The following is a 20022-nucleotide window of genomic DNA, read 5'->3' as shown; positions in this document are numbered from 1 at the left end:
AATTATGTTCAAATGTTCTTATATCTTTAAAACATGAAAAAAGCATCTGTAACTAGAACTTATGGCCCAATACACTTTGAGGATCTCGAACCTCACAGATTTGAAGATCTTGTAAGGGAATTAATTTATGACTATAAAGACTGGCAATCAATTGAAGCAACCGGTCGAGCAGGCAGCGACGAAGGGTTTGATATTCGGGCTTATGAAAGGGTCTTTCAAAACTATAATGATTCTGAATCAGAAAGTGAACAAGATGAAACACCTTCAACACATCCAATGGATGGTAATTTATGGATGATTCAATGTAAACGTGAAAAATCAATCGGTCCACAGAAAGTAGCTAAAATAATAAAAGAAACAGTAAATCCAAACTCTCCACCATATGGCTACATTCTAGTAGCGTCGGCTGTTTTTTCCAAGAAATTCTACGATGCATTTCGAGAAGGACTTAAAAAAGCTGGTGTAATGGAGTTTTATTTATGGGGTAATGCAGAATTAGAAGATATGCTGCATATGCCGAAGTACGATCGTATTCTTTTCACTTTTTTTGGAATTTCATTAGTTACAAAAAAGAGAACACGCACTTCAGAAATTCGCTCGTTAGTTACTATTAAAAATAAATTGTACAAAGTATTGGGTGAAGAAAACATTGGCCATCACGAAATACTAATACGAGATATTAATGACAATCTCTATCCCAGAGAAAAAGAATACGCTGATTTTCATTTAAGACCTAGATGGGGGAAATATTATTTTAAGGGGAACAATGTATATGGCATTTGGGTTCAATTGCGAATGCACTATGGTTTTTATAATGCACGACTCAAAGAATGGGACATGTTTGAAGGCTTTGACTCCAGCATGATATATGACGAATTCGAAACTGAAGAAGAACGACTTGAAAATATGAAGAATAACCTAGCAGTCCGGAACTTTTGGGAACGTTTTCCATTTTCGAGTCAAGTTGAAATTTCCGTATGGGCTCTCTTGAAATACGAACAAATTCTTTTGGTCGATGACAAAGGGGGACCAATACATAAGATTCCGCACATTTACGCAGACTACAGATTTGAACATGGTCCATTTAGTCGCATTATTCACGTTATCGGTGATGGTAACAACATAAAATTTCTTGAACGAGAAGGAGCTACAAGAATTAGTTTATTTCCCAAAACTTTGTCCGCCCCTAAATCGGGAAAAGTCCACAAAAATAAAATCATCCTCATTTCGGGGGATAATAAACCCAATGACAGAAACGCATATGGGAAATATTCAGTTTATGATCAAAATGGTAAGTATGACTTTTTGAATCCAGGAGATGTAATAGTTTTAAAATCCGAACAAAATTCTGACGACCAGATAAAAGTTAAATTATCTTGCAAATATTCCATTAAAATAAAAGACTACTGTGAAGAAGCCCAAAACCACTATTTAGTGCAACAAGAGATTTTTCAGCAACTTAAAAAGCAGGCAGGAGAGGATGAAATCATGGATGTTTACGAATTTGTTTACCATTATGATGTTGATTAACATCCTTTATTCAATCCTTCTACGTATTCCCGGGATAGGCTAAGGCCAGTCCCCGTGCGGACGTAAAATACTTTTGCAGGCAGCAGGAATTACTCTTCAACAAAAATTTGTTCAGATCCTTGGATATCCTTTTCGATCCGAAAACGATATTTATCTAATTGGAAATTTTGAGAACTAAAGTCTAAGTTGATTTGAGATTCTTTTCTTTCCAAATAATATAGTAAAGTGATAATTTTTGCAATATTAATATACAGACTTGCACTCCGTTTTATAAACTCAATATTTTTTTCTCTTTCTTTTAAATTGTCAATAATTGCATTCGCAATTAAAACATTGTCAATTTTCGCTTTGAAAATTCTTGATTGCTTTGATTGAATTTGATAAATTTTTTGATCAAGTAAAAATTGAGCTAATAATTCCTTTTCAAAAAGAGTTTTTAGCTTTGCTGATTCGATTTCATTTTTATGAACGTCTTTTATTGCGTTTTCGTAAAAATGTGAGGTAAGAATTTTTATTGCATCATCCAAACTTTGTTCTTGTAAAATTGTGTTGCTTCTAATTTTTCTTGATTTAGTAATAATCATGAAAACACTAAATATTAAAGCAATACTTAGTACCACTCCTATTATCAGTAAGGCATTAGTAGTTACCATTTAAAAACAAGTAATATCCATGATATAATGCAACTTAATCCTCCGAAAAAAACATGCCATTCAATTTCTCCAGATAAACCTAAGTAAATTGTTATTAAAAATAATGCTAAGCTAACAAACATAGCTATAATGAACCAATTTTTAACTTTGTCGATTTCTTCCGGATTTACATTTCCTTTTACTTTATATGAAATTTGTAACTCATCGGTGTTCATTTTATAGCTCGGTGCCACAGCCAACACTTTATTAGCAATAAAATGGTCGAAGTAAAAAAAAGGTAACATTTGACCAAGCCCTAAAGCTCCTAATGTTATTCCAAGAGTATTAAAGTCATGTTTCAATACAAAGCGTAAAAAACCCTGAAGGAAAACCACGAAAAGTGGAATAATAATTAGAATTATACCCCGTCTTGAAATAAGCTTGTTCATGTATATTATGTTTTATTTCTGCCAACGTTTTCGGACCTTCCGTTCGGGTGGGTTTCATAGCACTGAACTTTAATAGAATCACAAAGCTCCAAGTTTGCATGACAGCCCTGATACAAAACCAGTGTTATCAGCCATTTTTCTTCTTCATCAAATTTTAAAAAAGCCGCCTGGCTCCGCCCCAGGTCCTTCCACTTAGTTGTGGATGTGCTATCTAAATTACACCACAGTTGACTCTTAAATACCCTGAAGGTAGTCGTTAAACTACCCGCCACCTCGACCTCCCCAAATGCCTTAGTAAATATTTGTGGAGAGTCAGGGAGTTGCTTCTTTATTGAGGTTGTCGTTGTGCACTCTCAAATATTTTCAATGTCTCGGGGTTCATGCGTTCAAAATTTCCATTTCTCCACTCAATGCTTGATGAATTTATGTCCTCAGAGCTTTCTTTTCCGTAAATATACTTTTTATCGTTCTCCACAATTCCGAACAGTCTCGCATTCTTATTCCTGTATAGCCCAACAATTTGTGGAAGTCCACCTGTTCGTGGGTCTTTAATGTCCTTTAATGTTTTATACAAGCAATGATAAACTGCTCTACTTGTTCTGTAGTCATTATGTTTCTCACTTTCCCATTGTAACCAGTTTTCGTCAAATTCACTTGCTCCATAGCCTCCGCTAAATACCTTGGTTGAGATGTTGCCCAATGGAATTTCTTTTTTGTGCAATTGTTTGTCCGACCCGAGATAAGTTTTGAACAGTTTAAATGACTTTTCAAATCTAGTCCCATGAAGTATGGTAAAACCTTCGCCAATGAAATTTTTTGGGTAACTCTCAAACGATGTCTTTAAGTAAGAGAATATTTTATTGCTTTTAGTTTCTGCGTTGTCAGAATTCTCGAACAATATACCATTGTCAATTTGTGGAATAATTTGTCCAAGTATAGTTGATGGAAACAATACGTCACCACAAAAACCGAATATTTCAGGAAATTTTGTCGAGCCGAAGACTTTTACTCCATAATCATATTTTCCTAAGTTCCTCCAAGTGTATCTGCTGTCGGACGAAATGTAAATAGAAGAGATTTCTTTACCGTCTTTTTTGTCGTCAACTCCTATCCAAGATATTATTAATGTCACTGTGTCGATTTTTTAAAATGGTGGGTAACAGTAATATTTACGCTATTATACGCAACAAAATAAAACAAGTGTTATTGCTATTTAACTAGATAATGTGCTACTTTTTGTATTGTTGTTACCACAATCCGCTTTTTCATTATTCGGACGCAAACGTTCCTAAATGCTTATACACGGTTAATGTTGTTATACACTTTCTGTCAATATATTTCTTTGGTGCATCCCGGCACATCAACTCTGCTCTTCTCTTGCGCAGCAATCAAAATAAAATATCCGGGGTAAAGCGTGGAGTTTGGGTTAGCTCTGGCTGTTCCGGTGATTCACAGTTGCAGTTTCACTTGCTGACGTAACTCTAAAATAGGTTTTTTCTTTATACGAGAAAAGTTTTCTAACTCCCGAGGTCGGCTGAGGCTAGACTAAGGCCGACGAAACAAGAATAATTTCTGATAGTAACATATTGCTGATGTTTTATTGTTTGGAACCATTTGCAACAATCCTCTTTTCGGTAACAGTTTTTTTTCTGAAATGTTCAGGATATAAACTAGAGACACTATCACTATTGCTATACGATTCTATCCATTCAAGATTTCTGTTAAGCAAATTAATAACCATTGAAACGGCGCCATAAGTAAACATAAACAAAAGGGTATTCTCATCCATTTCAAAATATCGTAAGGAACATCTTACCTTACCCAAGTTGAATTTATCCGTAAAACGAGGTATACTTTGAAACTTTCCAATTTCATAGCCACTGGTCATAAATGGCCAATCGGCATTGTCCTTGTTTGTAAGAAAACGTTTTAAGTTTGTAAAATCGTATTTGTTGAACAACTCTCGTTGGGAAGTGAAAATTGAAGATAAAGCCATTTTTAATAATAGTTTTGAAGCAGCTACTTCACTCTTATCAAACGACTTCACATAAAGTTTTCCGGTTTTAGTATCAGGGTCAAAGGCTATGAAGTTATCATCCGTCAAACCTTTAATAGTAATTAAGTTTTTTTCAAATTCTTCGTGACCTGCTATTTCCAAATTATCAACTTTTCCTTTTGCATTTTTCCCTTTTTTGGTCGCAATGCCAAGTCTTGCACGCTCCATTACAAAAACACTATTCGATAAAGCAGTTCCTTCAAATTTTGAAAACCTATTGTTACAATCATCACACACTCTTCCCCTTTGTGCGACATAACTTTTATTCCCAAATGCTTCTGAAACAATATGCTCAATCGATTTCGCAGTATTTTCTTGGTCACAAAAAATGCACTCCATAGTATTTTCTATATGTTATCATTAAAATTACTGTCCATACAAATATATTATATTATTTGATGTATTGTCTTGGCCTAGGGCTTGGTCTCAGCCGACCTCGGGAGTTAGAATACTGAATAGAATTACTACAGTACAAGAGTGCGACGCAACAGAAGATGATAGTAGCAATATCGCCGGTTACATCATGCTTTTCTTATTGCCTTTACTTCGCTGTATAAGCAGTACTAAATTCATATTTCCCCGAGCCAACTTTCACAACAACATACTCCTTCTCCTTACCCACTACCTGTATCTCTTTTGCAGATGAAAGCGGCTGACCATTTTCTAATACATCAGTTGCAGCGGTTGCAGGAATATAAATAGTAGCAGTTGTATTGGCCGGCACTTCTGCATGCAGGATGAGTTTTCCATTCTCCAATTTCCAACCACTGCTGAGTTTACCAAATTGTGTTTGGTAGTTGGCTGATGCATGGGTGAACTTGCCACTGATATGCGGACGGATGCGGATCTTCTTATAACCAATGGAACCATCTTCGTTATCGAGCCCCACCATTACACGATACATCCAATCGCCAATGGCGCCGTATGCATAATGGTTAAAGGAGTTCATGGTGATGGCCTGGAAATCGCCATTGGTGCGGATACCATCCCAACGTTCCCAAATAGTAGTAGCACCTTTTGTAACAGGATACAACCAGGATGGATAGGTTTCCTGTAACAGCAATGTATACGCCACATCACTATATCCATAACGACTCAACACATGACATAAATAAGGCGTTCCTAAAAACCCGGTGGTTAAATGATTACCGTATTGTTTGATGTTTGCCACCAACCTGTCGGCCGACTGTTGACGCATGGCTTCAGGAAACAGATCGAACTGCAAAGCCAGCACATACGATGTTTGTGTGTTGCTCATGGTGGCACCATTGGGCGTTGTATATTCTTTTAAGAATGCTTCTTTGATTTTTTGTAACAGGTTGCTATATGTTGCTACATCATCTTTTTTTCCCAACTCTTTTGCTGCATTGATGAGTAACTGTGTAGAGTAAGCGTAAAAGCATTGTGCAATTAAATACTTATTGGTGATGGCGGCGTTACCATCATTATCATCGGCCATGGTATAAAACAACCAATCGCCGAAGTGACTGCCTTTGTTCCATAAATCATTTGTGCTTTGGCTTTGCATATAACCCACCCATGCTTTCATACTGCTGTACTGGTTTTCGAGAATGCGTTTATCGCCATACACCAAATACATTTCCCAGGGGATGATGGTTGATACATCGGCCCAGCCTGCACTGCCACCTGCTGCCCATCCCTGTTCGCCCAATACATTTGGAATAACATGTGGTATACTTCCTGTTTTGATTTGATCGGCCGCCACATCTTTCATCCACTTGTTAAAAAAATTATTGACGCCTCGTAAGAATGTTGCTGTGCGGAAGAAAGCCTGTGCATCACCTGTCCAGCCCATGCGTTCATCACGCTGCGGACAATCAGTTGGTACATCTAAAAAATTTCCTCTTAATCCCCATTCAATATTATGTTGCAGTTGATTGATCTTTTCATTGGACGAAGTGAAACTTCCTGTTTGCTCCATAGCAGAATACAAAGCAATGGCGGTAAAATTTTCGGGCTGTAATTCAGCTGCAACACCTTCTACTTTTATATAACGGAAACCAAAGAAGGTAAAATGCGGTTCAAAGATCTCTTCGCCGTTTCCTTTGAGTACATACACAGCTTGTGCTTTTGCACCACGCAGGTTGTCGGTATAAAAATTTCCTTTCTTATCGATCACTTCTGCATGTGATATTTTGATGGTATCGCCAGCTTTGCCTCTTAGTTTTACCTGCACCCAGCCCACTAAGTTTTGCCCGAAGTCGATCACTTTTTCTCCCTTGGGTGTAGTGATAAGTTTTCCTGTTGCAAAGCGTTCATGTTTTTTAATGGGTTCGTTATAGGTAGCAACTAATATATCTTTTGATGCATTGCTTGTTTTAACGGGAGCCCAGTTGTTATCATCATAGCCTGCAACTGTCCATCCATTCTTTTCCTGTCGTGCATCAATGAGTTCACCTTGATAAATTCCGTTTGCACGGATGGCACCTGTAGCAGATTTCCAGCTTGCATCCGATACAATGGTTGCTGTTGTTCCATCGGTATAACTGATCTCGAGTTGAAACAAGAGTGCAATATCTTTTCCATAAATATTCCGGCGATGATCGAAGGAGAAATTTCCACGATACCAACCATCGCCCAGTGTAACAGCAATAGCATTGGCTCCGCTCTTCAACAAGGCAGTTACATCATAGGCCTGGTATTGCAGACGTTTGTTATAACTCGTCCAGCCGGGAGTAAGGTATGCATCACCTACCCGTTTGCCGTTGATCTGTGCTTCGTATAAACCATGCGCAGTAATATAGGCCGTTGCCGATTTTATTTTCTTCGAATTGCTGAATTCTTTGCGCATCAGTGGTGCAGCAAACACACTGTCTTCTTTATAACCCGGTTCGATCCATTGTGCTTTCCAATCAGAAGCAGAGAGTAAACCCATTTGCCAATGAGCAATTGTACTCCATGCTGAAGCTTTACCATTGTTGTCGTATACACGCACCTGCCAGTAATATTTTTTGTTTGATGTGAGTGCTGCTCCTTTGTACGGCACATGAATTGATTGATCGGAATTGATCTTGCCTGTTTTCCAAATGCCTTCGCCTTTGACCAATGCGGCCGGTTCTGTGCCTACTCTTAGTTCATATGCAGATTGCATTGTATTGCGTTGATCAGAAACCAACTGCCAGCTGAAGTATGGTTGCAGTACATCCAACCCGATGGGATTGGTTAGGTTTTCTGTTTTGAGTTGTTCGACTTTTAGCTGTGCGAAAACTGATACGACCAGTAATTGAATAAGGAGAAGGAAGCTTAATTTTTTCATGATGATGATGATGCGTTTTATATGACTTAATTCTTTGTGTTCAATAATAAAAATCAATCAGGGCTAAAGCCCATTAGAGGCTTGTCTTTGAATTGCCCCGGCCTTAAGGCCGGGGCAATTCAAATGAAACTCGTGATTGATGGGCTTTAGCCCAAAATAGTTTCGATCTTGCTCAACTCATCATTTGTAAAAGCAAGATTGTTTAAACAAGCAACCGAATCAAGCAACTGTGCTGAACTGCTTGCACCGATCAATACAGACGTCACCCGTTCATCTTTTAACAACCAGGCCAATGCCATTTGTGCCAATGATTGATTACGTGTTGTTGCAATGTCATTGAGTGCTCTTACTTTCGTCAACACTTCTTCGGTGATCTGTTCCTGTTTTAAAAACACGCCTTTTGTTGCACGTGAACCTTCCGGAATTCCTTTGAGATATTTATTGGTGAGCAGTCCTTGTGCCAATGGAGAAAAAGGAATGCAACCCACACCGTTAGCTTCAAGCACATTGAGTAAACCATCTTTCTCCACCCAACGTTCAAACATGGAATACTTGGGTTGATGAATTAAACAAGGTGTGCCCAATTCTTTTAAAATGGCAAATGCTTTTGCTGCATCTTCACTTTTATAATTGGAGATACCAACATATAGTGCCTTTCCTTGTCGAACGATGAGATCAAGTGCAGTCATGGTTTCTTCCAATGGTGTGTTGGGATCAGGACGATGATGATAAAAGATATCTACATAATCGAGCTGCATGCGTTTTAAACTATGGTTCAAACTTGCAACAAGATTTTTCTTACTTCCCCATTCGCCATAAGGGCCGGGCCACATATAATAACCTGCTTTACTGGAAATGATCAACTCATCACGATAAGCAGCGAAATCATTCTTCAATATTTTGCCGAAGTTAATTTCTGCACTGCCGGGAGGTGGTCCGTAGTTATTGGCCAGATCGAAATGCGTAATGCCGCAATCAAAAGCAGTGTGCAAGGTTTTGCGATACACGGCTTCATCATCCACATCACCGAAGTTGTGCCATAAGCCCAATGAAAGTGCCGATAACTGGATACCGCTTTTTCCGCAGCGGCGGTATTGCATTTGCTGATAACGTTGTTCGTTTGCTGAGTAAGACATTGCTTCAGATTATTTCAGCTTGAAAGTTAAGGCTTCGTCTCTATTGCAAACAATTTCATTGTTGATAAATTTCAATTCTGCCACTTGTATTACACTTCGCTTCTCATCAAATGAACCTCTTGCAGCAGGGTTTGCTTTGCTTCTTCCCGGATGTGTGAAATAATAAATAAAAGCACGACCATTACTCACCACTACATCACAATGTCCGCCAATTGCCTGGTCATCTTTTCCTTTGCCGGGCTCTTCTAAAATTCGTTTGGGTTGTTTGGTCCAGTTTAATAAATCAGTCGATGAGTACACTTCCATGCCTTTCCATGCATCGATGATCATAAAATACTTACCCTGCCAATAAAATGTTTTCGCTCCCTCGCCTCTTGCTGGAATGGCTTTGCCTTTATCGACCCAGTTGTACAAGTCTTTACTGTCGGCATAATAAATACTCTTGCCATCTTTTTCATTGTTGTACCACATGTGGAAGCTGGTATCGTTGATCTTGTACACTGATGCATCGATTACTTTCTCGTTTACCAACTTCAATGTTGATTGATAGTTCCAGTTCTTTAAATCCTTACTGGTGAGGTGCACAATCACCCGTGGATGATTCCAGTCTTTGAATGTGCCTGGCACATAAGTGAGATACATGTGCCAGGTTCCTTTGTGTTCAATGACATCAGGCGCCCAATGGGTGTAACCAACATCGGGACGGTAATTGATATTGGCGGTATCAACATAGTTCCACTCTACACCGTCTTTGCTTTCGGCAATACCGATTCTTGTACCATGTACCCACTGCACGGTTGAATCTTCAATCGATGCACGACGGTTGGTGTACAGCATCCACCATTTCTTTTTTGCTTTGTTGTAGATGATGACGGGATCAGCAGCGCCATGATAAATGGGATCGTCGTATAAAGGTTTGGGGACGGTTTTGTTTTGTGCTGAGAGTTGAATGCTGAACAGCAGGAAGAAAAAGAAGAAGATATAGTTTGAGAATTTGGTCATTTGTTTTCTTTAGTAACCCACCCCATTGGTTATGTTGATTGTGTTAGATGTTGCCACCCCTCCCAAGAGGGGATAGACATACAGAATGTTCGGCACTCACTACTCACTACTCACTACTCATCACCTTCAATGCATTTGCATAAAACTCCTCCGGTCTGTTTTCCGGAAAGTTCACCAACAATCCATCTGCTGTTTGTTCAAATGCCAGCGTTTGTTTAGTAGCAAGCAATTCAACTTTGTTTATTTTCTTTTTGTAATGCTGGCTGTTGCTGCCGAGATTTTTAATGAGCACTTTGCCGTTCTCCGGCCAGCCCATGACGGTTGCATATAACACATCAGCTTTCACAACAAAGCGGATATCCTGCGCTTCCATTGGTTTACCTTTTCCTTCATTAAAACCTTGTGCCGAAAGCGGTGCTGCATTCTCCAATGCAGGTCCTTCGCCAAAAATCGTCCACGGTCTTGTATCGTAAATACTTTCGCTGTTTGCTTTCATCCAGCGGCCGATCTCTTCAACAATTTTTCGTTCATCACTATCGATGGTGCCATTCCCTTTTACAGGCACACTCAACATCAAATTCCCATTCTTACTCACCACATCCACCAATGTATGTACAACTGTTTTCGCTGATTTGTAACGATGATTATCGAAGATGGGTTTATTGTAATGCCAGCTGCCGATACAGGTATCGGTTTGCCAGGGCAATGGTTCAATGCTGTTGCTTTGTCCACGTTCAATATCCCACACCATGCATTTGCGTTGCTGCTCATTTAAAATTTTTCCGTTGATAACAGCTTGTAACGAACCTTTTGTTTTGATGCTTTTGTTGTACAGATGAGCAGCGATTTTTAGCCCAACATCACTGATGGGATATAAAGGCAACACGGTATCATCGAAGTACACCACATCGGGATCGTATTTATCAATGAGATCGATGGTGCGTTTGAAAAATTTATCGCAATAAGCTTTGTCCGGAACAGCTACACCTGCACCCCAATCCCACTGTGCATGTATCACTGCATTATCATTACTCGCTTTACTCAGAGGATGATTTTGTGCATACAGTTCCTGTGGATCCAAGCCTTCCCACCATTTACCTTTGCCATCTTTCTTGGTGAGTTTGCCATCGTAAGGAATTCCTGCTTTCGGTCCTTTTGTATCGGAGCGCTGTGCAGGTTCGTACCAACTCCATGCATGCGCTGCATGCACACTCACACCAAAATGCAAACCTTGCTTGCGTGCTGCTTTCGCCCAACCTGCGATCAAATCTTTCTTCGGTCCGATCTTCGTTGAATTCCAGTTATGGTATTTACTGTTGTACAAATCGAAATTATCATGATGATTCGCCAGTGCCATAAAATATCTGGCACCTGCATTTTTATATAACTCCAATAACTCTTCCGGATTCCACAACTCCGCTTTCCATTCGTTGATCACATCTTTAAAACCAAACTCCGATGGATGACCATACTTTGAAACATGGTAATTGTATTTGCCATTGCCTTCCATATACATTTCACGTGCATACCAATCGCCAAACTCAGGTTCGCATTGCGGTCCCCAGTGTGCCCAGATGCCAAACTTTGCATTTCGGTACCAGTCGGGTGTTTTATACTGTTCTAATGAATTCCAGTTTGGTTGAAAAGGTCCGTCTGCAATTTGTAAATCATCTGACGAAAAGAAAGAAGCAGCATCTGCATGTTGTGCCAGCCATACTGCAGGAACAGAAGCAGCTAATTGCTTCAGTAAGGTTCTGCGGTGCATAGATTTATTTTAAAGGGGTGATCGTAACAGGGCCGAGTAGTCCGGATGATAACGGACTCCATGCGGCTGCAGTGAAGATACCTTTCTTAGCGTTTTCTGCCCTTCGTGCAGGCATATTTGTATTGTAAAATATTTTCCACGGAATGTTATTCTTATCCATGTAAATAATACGGTTGGCCATTAAGTTGGCAACGATGATCTCGAGTTTGTTGCTGGCCTGCATAGCTGATGCAGGAATTACACATTGAAACACGGGGCCGATGACTGTTGCAATCTTTTTGCCGTTGAGTATTACTTCCGCAGTTTCATCTACAGCACCGAGATTGAGCAAATATGAACCTGCATTACCGGCAGGTTTTGCAAATGAGATGCTATACTTCGCAGTACCGGAGAAATGCTTTACATCTTCTTCGCCAAGTTCAGTCCATGATTTTAAAGTGGTAGTGGTGATTGCTGCCGGAATCGTTGGGCCACCGTCAAGGAAGCTGATTGTCCACTCTCCTTTTATTTCCTGTGGTTGTGCAACGCTTTCTTTGTATGGAAATGCAGCGCCTGTTTTCTTTGTTGCGTATGATTGCACAATGATGGCTTCATATGATTGCAATTGCAGCAACACTTCAACTGCACCCTTGCTGTTCCTGCGCCATTTCGCCAATCCTTTTTTGCCTGTCATGGCATCAAACAAACCAAAAGAAGCGGCATTGCTGTTGATTTCAATCCATTCTTCAAACGGCTTGTCAGTACGGTTGTTGATGAGCCACATGGTTCCTTCTGCATTCTTCCGGCGAAGAACAGACAAGCCTTTCTCTGTATAGCTTTCTTTTCTTGCTTTTGCTGTCAGCAACAAAACATCCAGGTCATCACTGATCATGAATGCACCTTTGCCTACAATTGCTTTCTGCAGATTATCTGATTTAGAGAATTTCAACTGACTGATCAATTGCTGAAATGTTTTTCTTCTTGCATCCAGTTGATTAAAGCCCGGCACATCCTGCGGCAGGTTTTTATAAATAAGAATGGTTGCACCCTGTTGCGCCAGTTTTACTAATTGCTGGGATGCTTTTTCTGTGATGAGTTTATTGGCAGGTAATAAGATAGTGCGATAGACATTGCCGCTGCTGATGATATTGTTTCCGCTATTGGTAAACTTCTGCAACTGGCGTTCGCTGAAGAAATCAAAACTGTATCCTTTCTCTACCATCCATTTTGATACATGTTCAAATTCTGTATTCACAAAATTCCGTTCCATGCCATCGAAATGCTGTAGTAATACATTGCCCGGTTCTGCATAGCGATCAACAATGGGGTAATACAGCAACACATCGTTGTCCGGTTTTCCTTTTTGTAAAAAACTTTGTGTGCGGGTAATATAACTGTTCAGTGCATGAAAATCTTTCCACTGCGGATTGGTTGGTTGAAAATGCACGGCTGCATAAAACAACCAGCCCGGCCATTTTGCTTCTTTCGGTGAGTATTCAGTGCCATGATAAAAAATATGATTCACACCACCGAGGAAATATAAGTCGATTGCTTTTTTGACATCGCCCCAGCTTGATAAGAAATGTTCATTGAGCCATGTAGCTGATTCAGATGATACCAATTGTTTGCCCGATACATTTGCTGCTGAGGTCGCAAATTTGAAACGGAGGATATCTGTTCCTTCTGTTTCGGGAATATCAACCACGCTGTACAAGTCTAATGTGTTTGCAGGTGAACCATGCGATTGGTTACGCAGCATCTTTCCTTTGGTGCTCGCCCATTTCTTCCAGGTCATGGTAAAATGTTCCAGCAACAGTTCATCAATTACCGAACGGTAATCATAAATGACACGACTGTTTTTCTCGGGTGTATCTTTTCCAAACAATGCTGGCAATTGTGTTTTGAGATCGTAGCCTTTACGTTTTTTAAACTCTGTAAAGAAAGTTGCTGTCCAGTTACTTTGTCCTCTTGCATCATCCACTTCATACGAATCATTAAAGAAGGAACGCAGGTAAGAAATATCATAGCCTTTGAACGATGCATCAAATTTTTTGAAATAGTTGGTAGCAGCCTGTAATGAAAAGTGATCGATGGCATAACCTTCACCACCGGGTGCTGCACGCTCCACCATCTTACCATGTAAGCCTTGGAACAAAGCATACAGTGTCCAGTTTCCAGATGGCGCAGTCCAGTTTAATTTTCCATTTGCATCAACCTTTGTTGTAAGATCAACCGTTTCATTTTTATCAGAATAAGCGATCAATGTTTGCAAAGGCAATTTGCCTGGGTATTGTATCTGATCCAATGCCAATGCCTGTAAATTTTTATTTGTCCATACAGGTTTCAACACCTGCTCAAATGTTGCCGGTTTATTATTGGCAGTGCGGATGAAGCCTTCCTGTTTGTATTCAACAGCTTCATTCAATTGTTCGCTGCCTTTTAAAGTAAACGATTTGTAGAAAATACTTTTGCTGGCATCTTCGTCTTTCACCCATGGTCCGCCAAAAGGCCAGCCCGTTCCATTCGCCAAATCAACACCAAGCCCCAAACGTTTTGATTCGTTGAGTGTATAAGAAAACATCTGCATCCATTGCGGCGACAGAAAATCGATGAACTGTTTTTCGTAACCTTCCACGCCGTAGATGGGTGTTAACTCCACACCACCCAAGCCGGCTTGTTGGTATTGTTGTAAGTTCCAGGTAAGATCAGCTTTGTTTACAGCGCTGCCTTCCCACCACCAACGTGTCCAGGGTTTGGTTGTATTGTTAACTGATGGCCAGTTTAATTGTGCTTGTGCAACGATGATGGAACAACTAAAGGAAAGAAGAGTGATAAATTTTTTCATTCGTATATTGATAAGCTGATGTTTATTTTGTTTCGTTGATCTCAACGGCATAGACATTCTCAATGCCTTCGAAGTTGGCACGGAAGATCACCCATTTACCATCGGGACTGAAATGCACATTTGGTTCAAGACGATAATTGTGATGCTTCATATTCACCAAACGGGTTGAGATAAACTTATCCCCATCGGGTTTGAATAAATAGATCCACATACCATCTTTCGCTCTTGCAACCTGTCCTGAATTACCACCATCACCACAAAACAATGAATTGTCTTTATTACTGTTGAAATGAATACTCCATTCATCACGCTGCAATTCATATTTTGTTTTTTGCCCGGTTTTAACGTGATGCCCTTCCACATAAAATTTCGTGCTGCGTGGTTGTTGCAGATCGTACCAGATAATTTGTCCATCCACACTCGGCCACTCATGCCCCGCTATTTCCATATCCATGATGCGTTTGTGGATCTGCGTGATCTTCTTCGTCTTCACATCGATCGTCCAGATACGGTTCACTTTATGCCAGGGGCCTTCATGACAAAACATCAAAAGATTTGGATCGGTTGTTGAGAACTGTACATGATTGAGCCATGCACTGTCGCTGTGCACTTTGTCTAATTCTTTTGTCTTTACATTTATCGTGAACAAGGTACGTGGCAGCTTTGCTTCGTAAATAATATCGAAGTAGCTTGACTTGTTGGGGTATTTTTTAAAGAGTTCTTTTTCTTCGTCGCTTGATTTTGCACCGCCTAACAATGTACCATCAGCATTAATCGCCGTCACCGTTCCTTTAAAATCAGCAGGAAAAACAAAAACAGTTTTCACTTCTTTTGTTTTTGCATTTACACAAAATACCGTATCCCTGATCTGGTAATAAACGATTCCTTTTTTATTATCAACGATCTCGCCATTCATCGGCAAGCGATGATGAGTTAATTGTTCACTCTTTAATGTTTTGAGATCAAGTAAATGAATTTGTCGGTTACCGGAAACAACAGTTGAAATTTCCTGTTTACGTACACTGTCAACATTGTTTTTGTTGCTGCTGTAAAACACCATCGAGTTGCCGATGAAAGGATTGTTGTGAAAGTAAAAGCTGAGATTGCTCCTGCCTTCCATTCTTGTTAATTTGACTACACGATGTTTGGTGTCTTTATCGATCCATTCGTCCGGCATCTTTTTACCGCCGGTTTCGAGGACTTCCTGTGCATGCAGGGACAATACAGTAGCGAACAGCAGAGCAACCGTTGAGAGAAATTTCATTTTATACAGCTTTTAAACAGCCTATAAAGTAAAGACTTAAAAGCAGGACGGTTATCCTGTACAATCCTGCTACTTTTCCGCCTGTTTCAGCGCCCTGTACCTTCTGCGTACATCGGGGAAAAAGATAAAATTAAAATAGAGGAAATTAACGACAATGATGATGTAGGCTACGTTTATGGGAAACTTCGACCTGAATTTGATCATGGCGCATTCAAGCAGGATAATCGTAATTGCGAGTGTAAAAAGTATGGGATTAACGAATTTTCTCATAAGAAATTGAAATAACTGGGGCGCAATATACTTATTTAACCGGTTTTACGCCTTCACTGGTCATAATTACACGCTTCATCGTTCCATCTTTGTTATAGTAGAGATAATCAATACAAACCGAACGGTGAAAGCTTCCTGCGTCGGGCACCAAAGCACCATTATGATAAATGAAATACCATTTGCCTTTGAACTCAATAATAGCCTGGTGATTGGTATTACTGTTCCCTGCAATTTCATTGAGGATGCCTTTATATTCCCATGGGCCATTGATATTCTTGCTCATTGCATAAGTGATCTTTTCCGGAAACTCGTAAGCATACGATAGATAATACCAGCCATTCCGTTTATGTACCCAGGGTGCTTCTGTAAATTTCGGCACATCGATTTTTTTGAAAGCTCCATCCATTTCGATCATGTTCTCTTTCAGCTTCACATAATGCAAAGTTGTATTGCCCCAGAAGAGATAAGCCTGTCCGTCATCATCAATAAACACGCTTGGATCAATATCATCCCAACTGATCTTTGCTTCTGTCGTCATATCATTTGTGATGAGTGCTTTACCAATAGCATCTGTAAACGGCCCTGTTGGACTATCGCTCACTGCCACACCGATTGCCTTTCCTCTGTGCGTACTGTCATGTGTAATGGCAACAAACCAATAAAATTTTCCATTGCGTTCAATTACTTGTGAGGCCCACGCATCATCTTTTGCCCACTTAAATGCTTTTACATTTAAGGGTGATGGATGCTCTGTCCAGTTTACCATATCTGATGTAGAAAAAACCAACCAATCGTGCATCACATAACGATTCTCTTTTGGCGGAGCAACATCATGCCCGGTATAGAGATACACTTTGTCTTTATAAACGATCGCTGCTGCATCAGCTGTATATTTATGACGGATGATGGGGTTACCGTTTGATTGAAAGCTTGTGTCTTTTGTTTGTGCTAGCACACTATTAAAGACCGTGGACACAATAACGAATAACAGCAAAGATGATTTCATAAAATCGTTTATAATATTTTAAAATTCAAACCACAGACTTCCACTCACTGATCCCGAAACAGGATTATTCTTTTGACTTTGTGGCCCCATTGTATTTGCCGCCCTGAACTTAGTACCAATCGGTGCAATGGCATTCAGAAATCCAAAGTTACCTTCAGGAAATGGCGGATTCACATGCGGAATAAATGTGGTTGATGCCTTGCGTGGTTTCAGCATCTGCACGAACAGATCTTCTTTATCAGTATAAACCGTAAATGAAGAAGCCGCTGTTTCAACAGTTATCCAATATACATTTCCATGATAACCTGAAAATTCAGGATAGCTGATGACTTCGCCTGTGATAGCTTTATTATACTTCTTCTGCCACACACTTAGTGGTGCGCCTTTTAAACGATTCTTCCACACACGATAAGGGCCGGCACCTAACCATTTCATTCCTTTCAGTTTTGATTCATCAACATTGAAGCTGATGCCATAAAAATCTGCAGCTTTTGATTGCGTATAACTGTATTCCAGTTTTACAGGTGATCCACTTGCAAAGATCCATTTCACATTAAGTGAAGCATCACCTGTGTATTCTGCTTCTACTTCATATTTATTACTGCCGAGTTTTGAATGTTTGATTTTTTGCAGTGTCTGTTTTTCTCCCGCCAACACAGGCCCATTACCAAAAGGAATCAGTTGTTGATTCTTTGTAACGGTGGTTAAGTAACCGGTGCTTATATCAAAATCGTACCTGATGCCATCGCAAATAATGGAAAGCATTTTTCCTTCAACAGATTCTTTTATTGCAGCTGCCGGTTTCTTTGTTGCTGCGATATTTAATTCTGCAATTGTTGCAGGTTGTTGAATGGGCCATACCCATGTATACAATGCACGGCCGTATTGATCAATTGCAGTGAATGACAATGCATCTGCATTCGCCCAGTTTGCAGGAAGTGCTATTTGAAGTGTTCCTGTTTTTCCTGCTGCCATGGCAATGGATGTATTACCGGATGTGATAACAGTATGACCGGTCTTCTTATTCTTTGCCAATGGAAACTTCAACAATTCCCATTTGAATTTGCAGGAAGAGAGATTTGTATAGAGATAATTATTTTCAATGGATAGTTTCCCTGCAAAGCTTTTATCAAGTGTTGGTTTTGCAACTTGTACAGGGCTCCATATTTCTTTTATGGCATAATAGCTGCCTTCTTTTTCATGATGCGGCCCCACAATGCCATCAGGAGCATGATTGCCATCGGTATCTAAACTATCATTCAAATCTTTCCTTACAATTGCTTCATCACTCAATACCCATAAGAAGCCACCTGCATGTCTTGGATTTTTCCGAAAGAGCTTCCAGTAATCATCTAACCCTGCACCATGACCACCATCATACAAACCATGAATCATTTCTGTATGTAACAACACATCGCCTTTCTCTGCAGCTTTTTCTACATAACTATAATCAGGATAATGTTTGGTGTCAACGTTATTAAAATTACTCCAGGGATGCAGCACTACTCTTTTCTGCGGATCGTATAAGGCATAATCATCATCCAGATCCGTATTCCAGCCACCTTCATTACCATTGTCCCAAAATAAAATGGAAGGATGATTGACATCTCTTGTCACCACTTCTTTCACCAATTTTTCACCAACGGGTGTTCCATATTTATTCTGCCAGCCTGTTAACTCATCCAATACAAACAAACCGAGTGAATCACACAGATCTAAAAATTCAGGATCAGGTGGATAATGCGACATACGAACAGAATTCATATTCATATCCTTGATCAATTCGATATCCTTCAAATGAATTTTGCGGCTTAATGTTCTTCCACTCTCCGGCCAGATGCTGTGACGGTTCACCCCTTTCATCATGATCTTCACGCCATTGACATAAATGCCATCACCTTTTCTTACTTCTACTGTTCTAAAACCAAAACGTTGATGAAACACATGTACAACTTTCCCTTTACGACGAAGGCTTACTTCAACAGTATACAGGTTTGGAAATTCAGGATTCCATTGTTTTGGATTTGTAAAACTATTTGATAACTGAATTTTCTCTGAAGTATTTGTTACAGTTGCAGTGAATGGTTTTCCAAATGCAATGCCCTTTAATGTTTTAACCTGTGCTGTTATTTCATCTCCTTCTTTTACCTGCTCAGCAAATACATCCATTGCAAATTTTCCATCTGCTCTTGCATCAATGGCCACACGCTGCACAAACGAAGCAGGTAAAATTTTTAAATACACGGGACGATAGATACCGCCAAAGACCCAAAAATCTCCTTCACGTTCTGCATTGTCTACAGTACTGTCGGCACTTACTTTGCTGACATTTACTTCCAGCAAATTCTCAACACCTGGTTTAATAAATTGTGTTATGTTATATTGAAAACGATAAAACCCGCCTTGATGAACAGGCCCAACTACCTGTCCATTCAGCTTTACTTCAGTATCCGTCATCACTCCTTCAAACACAATTTCGATTTGCTTGTTGGCCCATGTTTTATCTGCAATAAAGCGACGCTTATATAAACCCTGTTCCGTGCTTTTCTTTTTGCCATTGCCTTTTTCATCGTGTCCGTAATTATATGCACCAAAGCTTTGCAATTCCCAATTGGATGGAACCGGTATAGTTGTCCATTTACCGCTGTTCATTCCGCCTGTACAAAAGAATTCCCATGGAACAGTATGATCTTTATCTGTGCCTGATAAGTAACGGATCTCCGTTTGCTGTGCAAACAATGCTCCGTTTATTAACAGGAAACAACTTGCTGCACTCAATATGCGATAAATATTTATTCTCATTAAACGATT

Annotated in this window: 13 protein-coding genes; 1 reads left to right on the top strand and 12 read right to left on the bottom strand. The window is 39.8% G+C overall.

Translation table 11 applies throughout. The features are described 5' to 3' along the window. Positions 1 to 33 precede the first annotated feature (33 nt). Complete coding sequence (locus H4075_RS11220; protein WP_182800945.1) at positions 34 to 1530, top strand: PDDEXK family nuclease; 1497 nt, start codon at positions 34 to 36, stop codon at positions 1528 to 1530. A gap of 89 nt (positions 1531 to 1619) precedes the next feature. Here the strand turns inward: H4075_RS11220 and H4075_RS11215 are convergent, their stop codons facing one another. The 12 genes from H4075_RS11215 to H4075_RS11160 all read right to left on the bottom strand — a co-directional run bounded on the left by H4075_RS11215 (position 1620) and on the right by H4075_RS11160 (position 20013). Next, positions 1620 to 2183 carry a hypothetical protein gene (locus tag H4075_RS11215; protein WP_182800944.1) on the bottom strand — a complete coding sequence of 188 codons (564 nt, stop codon included), beginning with the start codon at positions 2181 to 2183 and terminating at the stop codon, positions 1620 to 1622. Further along, positions 2177 to 2611 (bottom strand): hypothetical protein, encoded by a 435-nt coding sequence (locus H4075_RS11210; protein WP_182800943.1) that lies wholly within the window; start codon positions 2609 to 2611, stop codon positions 2177 to 2179. The genes H4075_RS11215 and H4075_RS11210 overlap by 7 nt, the downstream gene beginning before the upstream one ends. Positions 2612 to 2939: 328 nt before the next feature. Further along, on the bottom strand, positions 2940 to 3743 hold the full coding sequence (locus H4075_RS11205; RefSeq protein WP_182800942.1) for a hypothetical protein: 804 nt from the start codon (positions 3741 to 3743) through the stop codon (positions 2940 to 2942). A 465-nt stretch (positions 3744 to 4208) separates the two neighbouring features. After that, the gene (locus H4075_RS11200; protein ID WP_182800941.1) at positions 4209 to 5006 is read right to left on the bottom strand and encodes an HNH endonuclease; all 798 of its coding nucleotides are present in this window, start codon (positions 5004 to 5006) and stop codon (positions 4209 to 4211) included. Positions 5007 to 5208: 202 nt separating this feature from the next. Then, positions 5209 to 7944, bottom strand: coding sequence for an alpha-L-rhamnosidase (locus tag H4075_RS11195; RefSeq protein ID WP_182800940.1), 2736 nt, complete (start codon positions 7942 to 7944; stop codon positions 5209 to 5211). A 146-nt stretch (positions 7945 to 8090) separates the two neighbouring features. Further along, complete coding sequence (gene mgrA / locus H4075_RS11190; RefSeq protein WP_182800939.1) at positions 8091 to 9080, bottom strand: L-glyceraldehyde 3-phosphate reductase; 990 nt, start codon at positions 9078 to 9080, stop codon at positions 8091 to 8093. Between the two features lie 9 nt (positions 9081 to 9089). Continuing rightward, positions 9090 to 10082, bottom strand: coding sequence for a family 43 glycosylhydrolase (locus H4075_RS11185; RefSeq protein ID WP_182800938.1), 993 nt, complete (start codon positions 10080 to 10082; stop codon positions 9090 to 9092). Between the two features lie 106 nt (positions 10083 to 10188). After that, positions 10189 to 11847 carry an alpha-L-fucosidase gene (locus H4075_RS11180; RefSeq protein WP_182800937.1) on the bottom strand — a complete coding sequence of 553 codons (1659 nt, stop codon included), beginning with the start codon at positions 11845 to 11847 and terminating at the stop codon, positions 10189 to 10191. A gap of 4 nt (positions 11848 to 11851) precedes the next feature. Continuing rightward, entirely contained in the window at positions 11852 to 14671 is a 2820-nt protein-coding gene (locus H4075_RS11175) for a glycosyl hydrolase (RefSeq protein ID WP_182800936.1), read from the bottom strand. Positions 14672 to 14693: 22 nt separating this feature from the next. Then, positions 14694 to 15935 carry an oligogalacturonate lyase family protein gene (locus tag H4075_RS11170; RefSeq protein WP_182800935.1) on the bottom strand — a complete coding sequence of 414 codons (1242 nt, stop codon included), beginning with the start codon at positions 15933 to 15935 and terminating at the stop codon, positions 14694 to 14696. Between the two features lie 301 nt (positions 15936 to 16236). Beyond that, entirely contained in the window at positions 16237 to 17211 is a 975-nt protein-coding gene (locus H4075_RS11165; RefSeq protein ID WP_182800934.1) for a glycoside hydrolase family 43 protein, read from the bottom strand. Positions 17212 to 17229: 18 nt separating this feature from the next. Continuing rightward, the gene (locus tag H4075_RS11160; protein WP_182800933.1) at positions 17230 to 20013 is read right to left on the bottom strand and encodes a glycoside hydrolase family 2 protein; all 2784 of its coding nucleotides are present in this window, start codon (positions 20011 to 20013) and stop codon (positions 17230 to 17232) included. Between the last annotated feature and the right edge of the window lie 9 nt (positions 20014 to 20022).

The sequence above is a fragment of the Lacibacter sediminis genome (assembly GCF_014168535.1).
GTDB classification, from domain to species: Bacteria; Bacteroidota; Bacteroidia; order Chitinophagales; family Chitinophagaceae; genus Lacibacter; species Lacibacter sediminis.
Note: the sequence above shows the minus strand (reverse complement) of the source record. Positions and strands in the feature narration are given on the sequence as shown.

Bases quoted from the DNA above. Each gene is read 5' to 3' on its own strand.
- H4075_RS11180 (WP_182800937.1), bottom strand. From the start codon at position 11,847: ATGCACCGCAGAACCTTACTGAAGCAATTAGCTGCTTCTGTTCCTGCA.
- H4075_RS11170 (WP_182800935.1), bottom strand. From the start codon at position 15,935: ATGAAATTTCTCTCAACGGTTGCTCTGCTGTTCGCTACTGTATTGTCC.
- H4075_RS11210 (WP_182800943.1), bottom strand. From the start codon at position 2,611: ATGAACAAGCTTATTTCAAGACGGGGTATAATTCTAATTATTATTCCA.
- H4075_RS11160 (WP_182800933.1), bottom strand. From the start codon at position 20,013: ATGAGAATAAATATTTATCGCATATTGAGTGCAGCAAGTTGTTTCCTG.
- H4075_RS11195 (WP_182800940.1), bottom strand. From the start codon at position 7,944: ATGAAAAAATTAAGCTTCCTTCTCCTTATTCAATTACTGGTCGTATCA.
- H4075_RS11220 (WP_182800945.1), top strand. From the start codon at position 34: ATGAAAAAAGCATCTGTAACTAGAACTTATGGCCCAATACACTTTGAG.
- H4075_RS11165 (WP_182800934.1), bottom strand. From the start codon at position 17,211: ATGAAATCATCTTTGCTGTTATTCGTTATTGTGTCCACGGTCTTTAAT.
- H4075_RS11200 (WP_182800941.1), bottom strand. From the start codon at position 5,006: ATGGAGTGCATTTTTTGTGACCAAGAAAATACTGCGAAATCGATTGAG.
- H4075_RS11175 (WP_182800936.1), bottom strand. From the start codon at position 14,671: ATGAAAAAATTTATCACTCTTCTTTCCTTTAGTTGTTCCATCATCGTT.
- H4075_RS11185 (WP_182800938.1), bottom strand. From the start codon at position 10,082: ATGACCAAATTCTCAAACTATATCTTCTTCTTTTTCTTCCTGCTGTTC.
- mgrA (WP_182800939.1), bottom strand. From the start codon at position 9,080: ATGTCTTACTCAGCAAACGAACAACGTTATCAGCAAATGCAATACCGC.
- H4075_RS11215 (WP_182800944.1), bottom strand. From the start codon at position 2,183: ATGGTAACTACTAATGCCTTACTGATAATAGGAGTGGTACTAAGTATT.